The organism is Corallococcus llansteffanensis, from assembly GCF_003612055.1.
Taxonomy (GTDB): domain Bacteria; phylum Myxococcota; class Myxococcia; order Myxococcales; family Myxococcaceae; genus Corallococcus; species Corallococcus llansteffanensis.
This window is the reverse complement of the sequence record NZ_RAWB01000247.1, coordinates 1-14225: the sequence shown is the minus strand read 5'-3', so window position 1 is coordinate 14225 and position 14225 is coordinate 1. Positions and strand designations below refer to the sequence as shown.

11 protein-coding genes and 1 pseudogene are annotated in these 14225 nt (G+C 70.5%); 6 read left to right on the top strand and 6 right to left on the bottom strand.

The annotated features are described in order from the left end of the window. Together D7V93_RS22530 and D7V93_RS22525 are read left to right on the top strand one after the other, a co-directional pair. A pseudogene (locus D7V93_RS22530) lies at window positions 1–387 on the top strand (methyl-accepting chemotaxis protein); the annotation flags it as partial. Window positions 388–429: 42 nt separating this feature from the next. Further along, window positions 430–1635, top strand: a complete 1206-nt coding sequence (locus D7V93_RS22525; RefSeq protein ID WP_120645378.1) for a proprotein convertase P-domain-containing protein — start codon at window positions 430–432, stop codon at window positions 1633–1635. A gap of 56 nt (window positions 1636–1691) precedes the next feature. On the opposite strand, the gene D7V93_RS22520 is transcribed toward D7V93_RS22525, so the two are convergent. Genes D7V93_RS22520 through D7V93_RS22510 form a run of 3 tightly spaced genes read right to left on the bottom strand, consistent with a single transcriptional unit; the run spans window position 1692 to window position 7879 of the window. Next, complete coding sequence (locus tag D7V93_RS22520; RefSeq protein WP_167509486.1) at window positions 1692–4316, bottom strand: ATP-binding protein; 2625 nt, start codon at window positions 4314–4316, stop codon at window positions 1692–1694. A gap of 51 nt (window positions 4317–4367) precedes the next feature. Beyond that, window positions 4368–6485: a serine/threonine-protein kinase gene (locus tag D7V93_RS22515; protein WP_120645375.1), complete on the bottom strand. Its 2118-nt coding sequence runs from the start codon at window positions 6483–6485 to the stop codon at window positions 4368–4370. A gap of 53 nt (window positions 6486–6538) precedes the next feature. Then, entirely contained in the window at window positions 6539–7879 is a 1341-nt protein-coding gene (locus D7V93_RS22510) for a trypsin-like peptidase domain-containing protein (protein WP_120645374.1), read from the bottom strand. Window positions 7880–8138: 259 nt separating this feature from the next. On the opposite strand from D7V93_RS22510, the gene D7V93_RS22505 reads away from it, so the two are divergent. Further along, complete coding sequence (locus D7V93_RS22505) at window positions 8139–9146, top strand: ATP-binding response regulator (protein ID WP_120645373.1); 1008 nt, start codon at window positions 8139–8141, stop codon at window positions 9144–9146. 3 nt (window positions 9147–9149) lie between these two features. Here D7V93_RS22505 and D7V93_RS22500 read toward each other — a convergent pair whose 3' ends face one another. Continuing rightward, complete coding sequence (locus tag D7V93_RS22500) at window positions 9150–10187, bottom strand: agmatinase family protein (protein ID WP_120645372.1); 1038 nt, start codon at window positions 10185–10187, stop codon at window positions 9150–9152. A gap of 103 nt (window positions 10188–10290) precedes the next feature. Here D7V93_RS22500 and D7V93_RS22495 point away from each other — a divergent pair, with 103 nt between their 5' ends. Continuing rightward, window positions 10291–10728, top strand: coding sequence for an MmcQ/YjbR family DNA-binding protein (locus tag D7V93_RS22495; RefSeq protein ID WP_120645371.1), 438 nt, complete (start codon window positions 10291–10293; stop codon window positions 10726–10728). A gap of 3 nt (window positions 10729–10731) precedes the next feature. On the opposite strand, the gene D7V93_RS22490 is transcribed toward D7V93_RS22495, so the two are convergent. After that, the gene (locus tag D7V93_RS22490; protein ID WP_120645370.1) at window positions 10732–11721 is read right to left on the bottom strand and encodes an NAD(P)H-quinone oxidoreductase; all 990 of its coding nucleotides are present in this window, start codon (window positions 11719–11721) and stop codon (window positions 10732–10734) included. A gap of 29 nt (window positions 11722–11750) precedes the next feature. Beyond that, on the bottom strand, window positions 11751–12779 hold the full coding sequence (locus tag D7V93_RS22485) for a magnesium transporter (RefSeq protein WP_120645369.1): 1029 nt from the start codon (window positions 12777–12779) through the stop codon (window positions 11751–11753). A gap of 24 nt (window positions 12780–12803) precedes the next feature. On the opposite strand from D7V93_RS22485, the gene D7V93_RS22480 reads away from it, so the two are divergent. Beyond that, window positions 12804–13007 carry a DNA gyrase inhibitor YacG gene (locus D7V93_RS22480; RefSeq protein ID WP_120645368.1) on the top strand — a complete coding sequence of 68 codons (204 nt, stop codon included), beginning with the start codon at window positions 12804–12806 and terminating at the stop codon, window positions 13005–13007. A 112-nt stretch (window positions 13008–13119) separates the two neighbouring features. Beyond that, window positions 13120–14199: a lysylphosphatidylglycerol synthase transmembrane domain-containing protein gene (locus D7V93_RS22475; protein ID WP_120645367.1), complete on the top strand. Its 1080-nt coding sequence runs from the start codon at window positions 13120–13122 to the stop codon at window positions 14197–14199. Window positions 14200–14225: the final 26 nt, after the last annotated feature.

Genomic DNA, 14225 nt, shown 5'->3' with positions numbered 1-14225 from the left:
CTCTCGTCCCAGTCGGTGGCGGCCACCCAGCAGGTGCGCTCGGTGCTGGACGACACGCGCGCGCGCATCCAGGGCGTGGTGGACCTCACGCGCCAGGGCGGGGAGCGGATGGGCCGGGGCATCGAGACCATCCGCGCCTCGGGCGACCGGCTGCGCATGCTGTCCGGACTGGTGCAGGGCAACGCGGACGCCGTCCGTCGGATCTCCGCGTCGGTGAACCAGCAATCCGCGGGCGTGTCGCAGATCTTCACCGCCGTCACGGAGCTGACGACCATGATGGAGATGACGGTGGCCCGCGTGGGGTCCACCGACGCGGCGGTGGACATCCTGCAGGTCGTCACCGAACAGGTGCATGGTGTCATCAGCTTGTATCAAGGCGAGGCCTGAACTCCGCCGACACGCCCCCCTGCCCTGGAGTACATGGAGGCCATGACCTCCAGACTCCGTCGTTTCTTGTCGTTTTCCTCGGTTCCCCTCCTGCTGAGCTGCGGCGCCGCCGCGGTCCCGGACAGCGCCGCGCCGGTGTCCCAGGCGCAGGAGCTGGCCACGGGCACGCCCGCCGGCAACGGCGTGGTGCTGTTCCTCAATGACTACTCAACGACGCTGGCGGTGCTGGACACCGAGGTGCCGCTGAACCTCCAGGCCGCGCAGGCGTTGATGGACTGGCGCGAGGGCCCGGACGGCGTCCTGCACACGGCGGATGACCGGCGCTTCGTCTCCATCGAGCAGGTGGACGCGGTGACGTACGTGGGCCCGGCGGCGCTCGCGGCGCTGGAGGCGTACGCGCGCGGCACGGGCCGGGTGGAGCTGCCGGTGGACGGTTGGGTGGGCACGTTCCAGGGCGTGACGTTCAACGTGGCGGAGGCGCGCCGGGCGCTGGCGGTGGCGAACTCGCAGGGCGCGGGTGTGTTGCAGGCCACCTACGGCCTGTCCCCGGCGGCGGCGAACGCCGTCGTGGCGGCGCGGCCGTTCTTCCACATCCTGAAGCTGGGGCGGCTGCCCGGCGTGGACGGCACGTCCCTGCAGAACCTCAAGACGGCCACGCAGCAGGCCGCCCAGGGGGACCCCTGCACCGGCGCGACGACGTGCCAGCCGGGCCTCTTCTGCGAGGGCATCCCGAACGACGCCTCCAGCCCGTATGGCCGCTGTGTCTCCGGCGCGAGCATCCCGGGGGATGGCGCGTCCTGTTCGCTGTTCGTGCCGTGCCAGGCGGGGCTGACGTGTCACGGCCTGCCGTCGGGCGCGACCGAGGGCTGGTGCCGGCCGGCGTGGATGGCGGGGGAGTTCACCGTCTGGGCGGATGTCGCGCTGCAGGGCAACACGACGCCGGTGGTGTCGGGGCAGGCGGTGGTGGGGCTGGCGACGGTGCCGGAGGACATCACCGTGGAGCTGGACCTGGTGCACAACAACCCGTCGAAGCTGGTGCTCACGCTGGAGGATCCGGGCGGTGAGACGGCGCTCCTGTGGGATGGGCCGAACGAAGGCACGCCCCCGAAGCGCATCCCGGTGACGCGCGGCATCCCGCGCGACGGCACCATCAACGGGCTGTGGAAGCTGCGCATCGTCAACCCGACGGGGACGGGCAACGGCCGGCTGCGTGAGTGGACGTTGAAGCTCACCAGCCGCTGGGACTGACGCGACAGGTTTTCAGGCCGGGAGCCGGGGAAGGATTCCCCGGCCTCCGGTGGGGCTCACGGGCTTTCGATCATGGCCTGGACCTTGTCCGCCAGGGCGTCGATGTTGAACGGCTTGGTGAGCATCTGCATCCCGGGCTCCAGGAGGCCATTGCCCACGGCGGCATTCTCCGCGTAGCCGGTGATGAAGAGGACCTTGAGCCTGGGGCGGGTGACCCGGGCGGCATCCGCCACCTGCCTGCCGTTCAGCCCCCCCGGGAGGCCCACGTCGGTGACGACGAGATCGACCCGACGCGACGACTCCAGAAGCTGGAGCCCCTCCCGCCCGTCCGCTGCCGCGAGCACCCGGTAGCCCTTCTCCTGGAGCTCCTCGCAGATGAGCGCCCGGATCGTCGCCTCGTCCTCGATGACGAGCACCACCTCGCTGTCGGCACGCTGCCCGGCCGACGCGGCGACCTCGGACGGCTCCGGCTCGAGCTCGCCGACATATCGCGGCAGGTACAGGCACATGGTGGTGCCGCGGCCCAGCTCCGAGTACACGCGCACCTGCCCCCCGGACTGGCGGACGAACCCGTAGACCATGGAGAGCCCGAGGCCGGTTCCCTGTCCGATGGGTTTCGTCGTGAAGAAGGGGTCGAAGGCGCGAGCAATGACGTCGGCCGACATGCCCGTGCCGGTATCGGTGATGCAGAGCGAGACGTACTGGCCGGGCGTGATGTCGCGCTCCGAGGCGGCGCGGGCATCGAACCACTTGTTCGCGGTCTCGATGGTGAGCCGGCCGCTGTTCGGCGCCATGGCATCCCGTGCGTTGATGCACAGGTTCAGCACCGCGTTCTCCAACTGGGACGCGTCCACCCGGGTCAGCCACAGCCCGCCCGCGCCCACGACCTCCACCTCGAAGGACGGCCCCATCGTCCGGCGGATCATGTCCTCGAGTCCGCCGATGAGGCGGTTGACGTCCGTGGGCTTGGGGTCGAGCGTCTGGCGGCGCGAGAAGGCCAGCAGCCGCTGCGTCAGGGCGGCCGCGCGCCGGACCGAGTCCTGGGCCATGCCGATGTAGCGCGCGGCGGTGTCTGTCTTCCCGGAGGCCAGACGCCGCTCCAGCACCTGCATGCTGGCGCTCATGGCGCCGAGCAGGTTGTTGAAGTCGTGCGCGATGCCCCCCGTCAGCTGGCCGATGGCCTCCATCTTCTGGGACTGACGGAAGCGCTCTTCCACCTCCATCAGCTCGCGTGTCCGTGCCTCGACCTTCGCCTCGAGGCTCTCGTTGGCCTCGCGCAGTCGCGCCTCGCTCTGTCGCAGGGCCGCCGTGCTCCGGACGCGCTCCGCCGCGGTCCTCGTTCGCTCCGCGGCCTCGCGCACGAAGGCCTTGTCTTCCGGCGACCAGTCCCGCACGGCGCCATGGTTGACGTACAGGACCGCGACCAGCCTGCCCTGTTCCACCACGGGGACGTTGACGAACGAGCGCGCATGCCTGGCTTCGAGCGCCGACGCGGCGACGGCCGTCCGCGTGTCCGTCCTGACGTCCGAGATGCTGACGAACTCGTTGGCCTTGAGGTTTTCGATGAAGGATCCGTACTCCCGCAGGTGCAGGACCCCGGCGAGCGACTCCACGCCGGGGGCGTTCCAGTCACGCACGACCTGGAGCGTCTCCGCTTCGGGGTCGATGGTGCCGTAGCCGACCCGGCTGACCTCCAGCGTCTCCCCCAGGATCCTGGCGGCTTCGAATCCAATCTCCGCCGGGTCGTCGAGCCCCCGCACCTTGTCGCTCAACCGGACGAGCGCCTCGCGTCGCCTCTCGGCGAGGACCCGGCCGGTCACCTCGACGCCCTCCACGAAGATGCCGGTCACTTCGCCCGACGTATCGCGGATGGGTTGGTACACGAAGTCGACGTAGCGCTCGATGACGGGGGCGTCCGCGTGGGCCTGGACCGCGTACCGGGCCCCCGTGGCCGCGTAGGCCTCGCCGCCGCGGTACACCTGATCCAACAAGGCGCAATAGCCCTGCGCGGCGGCATCCGGCAGGGCCTCGGCGACGGTGCGGCCGAGCACTTCCCGGTGTCCGATGAGCCGCTGATAGCCTGGGTTCACGAGCTCGAAGCGGTGCGAGGGCCCCTGAAGCATCGCCATGAAGCTGGGGGCCTGCTCGAAGACCTGCGCGAAGCGCTTCCGTTCGTTGTCGAGGCGCCGTTCCAGCAGGACCTTGGCGGTCGTCTCCACGACGAGCGCCATCACCCCCACCGGCTTGCCGGACGCGTCCAGCAGCGGCGAGTAGTCCAGGTTCATCCACACCGTCTCCGGGTGGCCGTCGCGGTGCAGCGTCAGCTCCTGGTCCTGGTAGCTCAAGGTGCCACCGGACAGGCCCACCTTCATGACGTTGTCATTGAAGTCGGCGACCTCGCTCCAGCCCTCGCGGACGTTGGAGCCGAGCAACCGCGGATGACGGCGCCCCGCGAACACCGAGTAGGCGTCGTTGTAGATCATCACGCCGGCTTCGCCCCAGAGCATCACGATGGGGACGTTGGAGCGCAGCATGAGGGAGGTCGCCGACTTCAGGTACGGCGGCCACTGCTCGATGGGGCCCAGGTGGGTGCGTCGCCAGTCGAACGCGGCGATCAGCGCGGCGACCTGGCCTCCTCCCGTCAGGAACGGGAGACCTTCTTCCAACGAATGATCACGCATGAGCTCCCCAGGGGCCGGCATGGACCGGCCGGGTTTCACGAGGCGAGAGGACTACTCCTCGGCCTCCTGGGGCTCCTCGAAGTTCACGTCGAAGTTGACGCGCTGGCCGGGCTCGATGGTGAAGGACTTCTGCCAGCGCGACGGGCCCACGGTGACGAGCAGGCGATGGTAGCCCTCGTACACATCCAGCTCTTCAACGGGGACGACGCCCGCGGGCTTCCCATCGATGGTGACGTTGGCGCCAGCGGGGCCTCGCACGTTGATGAAGGCCTTGTTGAGGAAGAACTGGAACGCGGAGCGGCCGGTGGCGGCCACCGTCACCGTGCGCGACACGGAGATGCCGAGCGCGCCGTTGGTGAAGGTGAGCAGGTGGCGGCCCGGCGGCAGCGGCGCGGACAGCGGCGTGCGGCCCAGCAGGGTGTTGTTGCTGTTGAGCGTGACCTCCACGCGCGGCTCCACGGTGAGGTCCAGCATGCCCATCACGGGCCCCGCGTCCACGATGCCGGCATCCTCCACGCCCGCGTCCTCGGGACCGGCGTCGAAGGGGAGCGGCGCGGCCACGATCTCAGGCACGCCCGCGTCGAAGGTCTCCACCGTCACCGTGCCCTGGAGCTGGCGCTGGATGACCACCGCGCTCGCGCCGAGCGTCAGCGCGAGACCGCCGACGACATAGGGGATCCACGAGCGGGAGGACTTCTGCGCAGGCACCGGCGTCGTCGGGCTCGCCGCGCCGCCGAAGATGGGGCCCGTGGGGCGGGCGCCCGTGCCGGACGCCGCGCCCTGCGCGGGAGTCGCGGGCTGAGCGCTCGCTGTCGCGCCCTGCGCGCTCGACGTAGGCCCGTGCGCGTGCGGAGACGTCTGGGAACTCGCCGCTGCGCTCTGCGCGTGCGTCGAGGCCTGAGCGCTCGAAGCAGGCCCGTGCGCGTGAGTCGAGGCCTGGGCATTCGAAGCAGACCCGTGCGCGTGCGTCGAAGCCTGCGTGCTCGCCGCTGCTCCCTGCGCGGACGTCGAAGCCTGCGCGCCCGGATGGACGCCCTGCGAGGACACAGGACCCTGGGCACTCGCGCCCGTCGTCGCGGCCTGCGCATGCGTGCCCGTCGCACCGGAAGCCGTCGCATGTGACGCGGCGACCGTTGCCGGGGCCGAGTTCACCTCGGGCACCAGGTTCTTCACGGGCTCCGCGAGCCCCGCGCCCTTCGCGAGGACCTCCGCGATCTGCGGCGGGGACATGCCGGCCTTCGCGAGCGCCTCCGCGATGCCCAGCTCGATGGTCTTCCGCCGCGCTGCCCGCGCATCGCTCTCCGGCGGGAACAGCTTCGCCAGGTGCTCCGCGAAGGACTCGTGCGTCGGCAGCTTGCCGATGGCGTCCACCACCGCCTCGCGGAACGCGAGCGCCGTGGGGTAGCGCTCCAGCGCGCGCTTGGTCGTCGCGCGGCGCACGACGGCGTCCAGCTTGAGCGGCACGTCGGGCGGCATCGGGGGCAGGGCGCGGTTGAGCACCGCCTTGTCCGGATCCGCCGACTCCTTGAAGGGCATCTTCCCGGTGAGGCACTCGTGCAGCGTGAGCCCCAGCAGGAACACGTCCGACTGCACGTTGACCGCCTCACGCCCCCCCAGCAGCTGCTCCGGGGACGTGTACGCGCGGCGGTTCTTCACGCGCTTGCCGCCGCGCTCGCGGGGCGCCACGGTGAGCGCGCCGTAGCCCGTCACCTTCGTGAAGCCGCTGAATGACACCATCAGCGTCTCGGGGCGGATGTCGCCGTGCACCAGCGGCGAGCCGTCGTCGTTGCCGGCGACGTGCGCGTAGTGCAGGCCCATCGCCGCGTCCGCGACCACGAGCGCCGCGAACGCGGGCGACATGCGCGGACCCACTTCGAGCACGCGGCGCAGGGGCTCGCCGTCGGCGAACTCGGTGACGCGCGCCAGGCCCCCGTCCAGCTTCTCCAGGCCGTGCACGCGCAGGATGTTCGGATGGTCGAAGACGATGGCGCGGTTCGTCTCGCGCTCCAGGCGCGCCACCAGCTCCGGGTTCTGCGCGATGTCAGGCGGGGCCCAGATGAGCACCACGGGATGGGGCGTGGCGCCATCCTCCAGCGCCAGTCCGAGGAAGGCCCGCGAGCCCTCTCCGGCGAGGAGGGGACCGAGTGATTGGTAGCGAGGCGAACTCATGGGAACGGCATGCTAGTGCCCTTCCCGTCGATCCTGGAATCCCCGCGTAACGACTACAGCCGCTGTCCTTCAAACGGCAGCGTCAGGTGGTAGCCGTAGCGCCCGCGACGCACGAGCAACAACACGCTACGTCCCCGTCGCGCCGTGAGCAGGGCTTCACGGAAAGTGTCAGCGGTTGGAACCGGCTGGTTGTTCATCCGCAGCAGCACGTCCCCCGCCTCCAGGCCAATCTCCGATGCAGCGGAGCCCGGCCGCACCGCGGAGATGGCCATTCCGTTTTTATTCTCCTTCACCCGCAGTCCTAGCCGCTCCCACGCCAGGGTTTCGAGCAGGCGAGCTGGAAATTCAACCGGCGTGACCTGAACGGTGCGATTCGAGCCTGCTCGGAAGAGCACCAAGGGGAAGACCGAGCGGGCCGGATAACCCCTCACGCGCGAGTCGAAATCCTCCGCGTCCTGGATGCGTGAACCCCCCAATTCCGCCACCACGTCGCCCCGCTGGACACCCGCCTGCGAGGCCGGACTGTCGGGCTCCACGTTGGTGACGACGGCGCCGTAGGTGCGATCCCACCCGAGCTTCGCGGCGATCTGCGAGGGGAGATCCGCCGTGTCCATGCCCACCCACGCGGGGCGCACCTTCCCGAAGCGCGTGAGCTCGTCGACGATGCGCCGCACCTTGTCCGCGGGGATGGCGAAGCCGATGCCTTGACCGTTCGCGTAGATGGCGGTGTTGATGCCGATGATCTCCCCGTCCACGTTGAGCAGCGGCCCGCCGGAGTTGCCCGGGTTGATGGCCGCGTCCGTCTGGAGGAAGTCGTTGTAGACGCGGTCGTCCGCGCGGAACGTGCGGCCGATGGCGGACACCACGCCCGCCGTCACCGTCTTGCTCAGGCCGAACGGGCTGCCAATGGCCACCACCGTCTCGCCAATCATCAGGTCGGAGCTGGTGCCCAGCTTCGCGGTGGGCAGGGGCTGGCGCGCGTTGACCTTGAGGACGGCTAGGTCGTTGTTGGCGTCGCTGCCCACCACCTCCGCGTCGAACGTGCGCCCGTCCGCGAGCACGACGTGGATGGCGGACGCGCCCCGGATGACGTGGTCGTTGGTGACGATGATGCCCGACGCGTCGATGATGGCGCCGCTGCCCAGGCCCTGGATGCGCTGGCGCGTCTCCGGCTCCGCCACGCCCTGGCCGAAGAACTCCTCCAGCGGCGAGCGGGCGCGGCCGCGGAAGCGCGACTCCACCTCCTGCTCGGTGCCGATGTAGACGACCGCGGGGGAGACCTTCTGGACCACCTCCACCACGTCGCTGCGGCGCCGGGAGAGATCCGCGTGCGCGGGAACCGCCACCGCGAGCGCCACCAGCCAGAGCCCCCACCGGATGTGTGCTGCCCTCATGCCCTTCCTCCGTACGCCGCCTGGGATTGTCTCCCGGAAGACAGTCTGAATGTCGGGAAGGCCCCAGCCATTCCCGGGGTGTCTGGAAGCGGCGTCCGGCTCTTCATAGACCAGAAGGCGCCACCGTGAACGAGCACACTTTCAGGCAAGACGTCCTTGCCCCGGGTGGATTGCAAACCGGTGCGCCGGGGAGGACCCTGAACCGCATCCTGGCGCGACATGCTGCTCAAGCCCGCGGGGGCCGAGGGAGTTGCTTCACATGAGTCTCGTCCTGGTCGCGGATGATGAGCCGGCCGTGCTGGAGGTGTTGAGCCAGGTGGTGGAGGACCTGGGGCACGACGTCGTGCGGGCCCGGGATGGCGAGGAGGCGCTGGTGCTGGCGCGCGCGCGCCGTCCGCAGCTCGTGGTGACGGACCACATGATGCCGCGCATGAGCGGCATGGAGCTGTGCAGCCGGCTGAAGCAGGAGCCCGGCCTTCGCGAGGTGCCCATCATCCTGTTGAGCGCGGTGCTCCAGCAGGGCTCGCCGGACGCGTCCGCGTTCCTCAACAAGCCGTTCGAGATCAACGACTTCGAGATGCTGATCCGCCGCGCGCTGGAGAAGCTTCCGGGCGCGTCCCCCGAGCCGGCGACGCCGGTGGAGGCGCTGGGCCAGTGGGTGGCGCGCACGCTCCAGGGGCCGCTGGAGGTCGCGCGCGAGCAGCTGCGCAAGCTCCAGGGGCTGCCGCCCGCGAACCAGCTCGCCGTGGACGCGCTGGGCCTGCAGCTCCAGTCGCTGGAGCGGATGGGGCAGTACCTGCAGGACGCGGCGCGCCTGAGCGCGGGCAGCCTGACGCTCCGGCCGGTGGAGGGCGACCTTCGTTCGCACCTGGAGGCGTCGGTGGAGCGCTGTCGTGCGCGGGGTGACGGGGTGCCGGTGGAGGTGTCGGTGCCCGGCGAGCCGGTGGACCTGCGCTTTGATCCGGACCGCCTGGGGCAGGTGTTCGACGTGCTGTTGTCGAACGCGGCGCGCCAGGGTGGGGTGCGCGTGGAGCTGCGCGCGTCGGAGGAGCGGGTGCTCGTGCGGGTGAGCGACCCGGGGCCGGGCATCCCCGAAGCGGAGCTGCCCCGACTGTTCCAGGCCTTCCCGGACGGACCGGCCCGGGGTGAGTCGCTGGGCCTCTACGTGGCCTCGGAGCTGGCGAGGCTGCACGGGGGCGCGCTGTCGGCCGAGTCGATGCCCGGCCGGGGCGCGACGTTCAGCGTGTCGTTGCCGCGCGGGGCCTGACGCTCAGGCCTGCTGCGACTTCAGCATCCAGCCGATCATCTTGTAGAGCAGCCGGGCGCCCACGTTGGCGTCCCACTCGCTGCCCTCGGGGTCGGGGGCCACCTCCGTCAGGTCGAAGCCGACGATGGTGCGGCCCGAGCGCACGACGCCCGCGACGAGCGCGGTGGCCTCCGGGAAGGACAGGCCGCCGGGAACGGGGGTGCCGGTGTGCGGGCACAGCACGGGGTCCAACCCGTCGATGTCGAACGACAGGTAGACCTGCTGCGGCAGCTTGTCGACGATCTGCTTCACCTGCTGGTTCCAGGGCAGGCCGTCGAAGCGGTTCTGCTGGAGGGTGGCGTCGAAGAAGGCCTGGATGCGACCGCCGGACTGCTCGATGTAGCGGTGCTCGTTCTCGCTCATGTCGCGCAGGCCGACCTGGACGAGCGTCTTCACGCCGGGGATGCGCTCCGCGACGTTGTAGAAGATGGACGCGTGCGACCAGGTGAAGCCCTCGTAGGCCACGCGCAGGTCGGCGTGCGCGTCCAGGTGCAGCACGCCCATGCCGGGGTACTTCTCCGCGTGGGCCTGGATGATGCCGAAGGAGATGGCGTGGTCGCCTCCCACGGCGGCCACGCGCTTGCCCTGCTCCAGCCAGTGCTTCGCGGTGCGGTAGACGTGGTCGTTGAGCTTCTCGCTGAACCCGTTCACGTCGCGCGCGGCGGCGAGCAGCTCCGGCGTGCCCTCCTCGATGCCGCCGGCCTCGATGACGATCTGCGCGCGCTCCTTGGCGCGGGTGTTCCACTCGTGCAGCTCGGAAGGGGCCTCGAGCATGGCGATGCCGCGCTCGTACGGCCGGCCGGTCTCCACGTCGAACAGGTCCACCTGGCGGCTGGCGTCGAGCAGGGCGGCGGGCCCGTCGGACGTGCCGCCGCCGTAGCTGGTGGTGGCCTCGAAGGGCACGGGGATGACGATGACGTGGGCCTCCTCGGGCGAGTGGGGGAGGCCGAAGATGCCGGAGCCCGGCTGCGCGGCGGCCGCGGGGTCGAAGTGGGTAGCCATGGCGGCGCAGGATACGGTTCCGCCCCCCGCACGCAACGGCTTCCGTGATGCCTGGCTGCCTGGGGGCTACAGTCCGCCCCGGAGCCGTGACAGGAAGGGTGCGATGGCGACGAAGCGGGCAGGGCCGGTGAGGCGCAAGGGACGGCTCACGGTGGACGACGTGCGGGAGCTGGCGTTGGCGTTGCCCTCGACGGAGGAGCGCCCCTCGTACGGCACGCCGGGCTTCCGGGTGGGCGACAAGCTCTTCGCGCGGGTGCTGGACGAGGACTCCATCGTCATCAAGGTGGACTTCGACCACCGGGAAGCGCTGCTCCAGTCAAAGCCAGACGTCTTCCGGGTGACGCCCCACTACCAGGACTGGCCCATGGTCATCGTCCAGCTCACGACGGTGGACCGGCCCCTGCTGCAATCCCTGCTCAAGGAGGCCTGGCTCCGGTGCGCGTCGCCCAAGGTGCTCAAGGCCCTGCAGGCACCGGAGCCCGGAGTGAAGCCCGCGCGAGCCGCTAAGAAGGCTCCGGCCCGGAAGCGGAGCCCTTCGTAGCCGCTACTCCCAGCGCACCACGACCTTGCCCACGGTGGTGTTGTCCGCCATCCGCTCCAGCCCGGAGCGGAGCTCCGCCATGGGCAGCACTTCATCCACCACGGCCTTCAGCGCGCCGGAGTCGAACAGCGGCAGCAACTGGCGCTCCGCCGCCTGGGTCAGCGCCATCTTCTCCTCCGCGTGCCGGCTCCTCAGCACCGTCCCCGTGATGCGCAGCCGCTTGCGCATCACCACGCCCAGGTCCAGGTCGACGCGCGTCCCCGCCACCGAGCCCACCTGCATCAGTCGGCCCCGGGGCGCCATCGCCTTCAGCGACTCGGGCAGGTAGTTGCCGCCCACGAGGTCCAGGCACACGTCCGCGCCCCGGCCCCCCGTGGCCTCCAGCACCGCGTCCGCGAACACGGGCGGTGACGACGCACAGAGCACCGTGCGCCCCACACCCCACCCGGAGGCCCGCGCCAGCTTCTCCGCATTGCGTCCCGTGCCCACCACCTGGACGCCCATCGCCCGGCAGAGCAGCGCCGCCGCGGCGCCCACGCCGCTCGCCACCGCGTGCACCAGCACCGTCTCCCCGGGCCGCAGGTCCGCCTGGAGCACCAGCGCGTCCCAGGCCGTGAGGTACGCCTCCGGCAGCGCCGCCGCGTCCGCGAAGTCCATCCCGTGCGGCATGCGCAGCACCTCGCGCTCGTGCGTGGTGAGCACCTCGCTCCACGCGCCCCCGCCCACCAATCCCATCACCCGGTCCCCGACCTTGAACTTCCGCGCCCGGGGACCCACGGCCACCACCTCGCCCGCGTACTCCAGGCCCGGCACGTCCTGCGGCACGTCGGGCGGTGGCGGGTAGACGCCCCGCACCTGGAGCAGGTCCGCCCGGTTGAGCGCGCTCGCCCGCACGCGCACCTGCACTTCGTTCGGCCCGGGCGTGGGCTCCGGCCGCTCGTCGAGCGCGAGCACCTCCGGACCGCCCGGCTGCGTGATGCGCATGACCTTCATGGCTGGACTCCCCGGGAAACCACCGCTGTTCACAACAACAACCGCGTCACCAATCCGAAGTACGTCAGCAGCGTGATGTTGTCGGACACCGCCAGCACCAGCGGCGCCGACGCCAGGTGCGGATCCACCTTCAGTCGCTTGAACAGGAACGGCAGCACTCCGCCCAGGCACGACGCCAGCGTGGCGGACACCGTCACCGACACGAACAGCGCCAGGGGGAAGCCGAACCCCGGTGAATAGATGCGCCCCAGGAGCGCCACCACCGTGGCCGCCATCATCCCGGCGAGGCTCGCGGCCAGCACCTCGCGCACCACCACCTTCCGGTCCACGTCCCCGTGCGCGACCATCGACGCGGCCACCGCCGTCGTCTGCACGCCCAGGCTCTCCGACAGCACCAGCACCATCGGGATGAAGGCGCTCACCACCACCACCTCCGCCACCGTGTGCTCGAAGAGGCGTGTCGTCGTGGCCGCGAGGAACCCGCCCGCGATGTTCACGAGCAGCCACGGGAAGCGCTTGAGCGCGAGCCGCACCGGCCGCGTCTCCTGGAGCTCCCCCTGGGGCAGGCCCACGAAGCGGTAGACCTCGTCGCGCACCCGGCCCTCCACCTCGTCGAAGAGGGTGTCGGAGAACGCGTCCACGAACTGGTTCATCTCCACCACGCCCACGATGCGTCCGTCCGCGTCCACCACCGGGAACGCCAGGAAGCGGTAGGTGACGAAGAAGTCCTCCACCACCGCGTCGGACGCGTCCACCGGCAGCTTCACCACCCGTGTGAACATCAGCGAGGCGATGCGCTCCCCGGGCGCCGCGCGGATGAGCTTGCGTAGGGGCACCACGCCCGCCAGCCGGCCGTCCGGGTCGCACGCGTAGCAGTAGAAGATCTCCCCGGTGCCGGGGTTCGCGCGGATCTTCTCCAGCGCCTCGGCCACCGTGTCCTCCACGCCCACGGCGGTGAAGTCCCGGGACAGCCGGTCGCTCTGCAACAGCGTGTGAGCGTTCTCCGGGGTCGTCTGCACGGCCGGGCCAAGAAACGTCCTGGCAAGCGCGAGCGTCAAGGCTTATCTAAGTCCACGTCCGCCATGCCCCTTCAGCCGTGTCCCATCTGTCAGAAGCCCGTGGCTCCCCGTCCGGAGAACACGTCCCAACCGTTCTGCTCCCGCCGCTGCCGCGCCGTGGACCTGGGCCGCTGGCTGGGCGAGGAGTACCGGGTGCCCGACCGCCAGGCCGACGAGCGGGAGGACGAAATGCCCTCCGGCGGCACCGACCGCGGCCACGACGCCTGAACGACGGAGCAGGGGAGCGTGCCACCGCAGGGCCTGTGTCCGTGCGCCCTGGGAGCTTCCGGGCAGGCGTTCCACTGGAGTCGCGGGGGGAGTGACGGTATACCCGGCCGCTGTGAAACGCGCCGTCAACCTCATCGCCAGCCTGCTCGTCACAGTTGCCTTCATGTGGTGGGCCTTCCGGGACACGGACGTGTCCACGCAGGTCGCCAGCCTCAAGGCGGCCAACTACGCGTGGGTGCTGCCGTACTTCCTGTGCCTCGCGTGCATCCATGTCTTCCGCGCGCTGCGGTGGGGCGCGCTGCTGTCGGGGCTGGAGCGGGTCCCGTTCCGTAAGCTCAATGAAGCGTCCGGCATCGGCTTCATGATGCTGCTGGTGCTGCCGTTCCGCCTGGGGGAGTTCGCCCGGCCCTTCCTCATCGCCCAGCGCAGCAACATCCGCCGCAGCGCGGCCATGACGTCCGTGGTGCTGGAGCGCATCGTGGATGGGCTCTTCGTCGCGGCCCTGTTCCGCGTGCTGCTCTTCTTCGTCCCGGTGGAGACCGAAGGGGTGCGGTACGTGAGGCTGGGCTCGTGGCTGATGTTCGCCGTGTTCGGCGGCGGGCTCGTGTTCCTGCTCGTGGGCCTGTGGCACCAGGAGCGCACGGTGCGGCTGGTGCGCGCCACCGTGGGCCGCTTCTCCCCGAACGTCGCGGAGAAGGTGGCCGACATCGTGGACACCTTCGTCGGCGCCATGCGCCAGCTCCCCGACCGCAAGCACATCGCGCTCTTCTTCCTCTACACGGTCCTGTACTGGGGCGTGAACGGCCTGGGCATGGCGCTGCTCGCCCGCGCCTTCGACTGCTCTGGCGCGGCCCCCGGCGTCGCCTGCGAGCCCATGGGGCTGTCGCTCTTCCAGTCGTACATCGTGATGTGCGTGCTGGTGGTGGGCGTGATGATTCCCGCCGCGCCCGGGATGATGGGCACCTTCCAGGCGGCCACCAAGGTGGGCCTGGGCCTGTTCCTGCCCGCCGCGGTGGTGAACGCCCACGGGCTCGCCTACGCCAACGTGCTGTGGCTGTGCCAGACGGCGCAGCAGATCATCTTCGGCCTCATCCTCCTGTCCATCAGCCACATGTCCTTCCGCGAGCTGGCCGGGAACATGAAGAAGGACGGCGGCGACCCCAACGTGAGCCGCTCGTCGTCCGCGGCCTGAGGGGCCTCGAGCGGAAGGGCTACGGG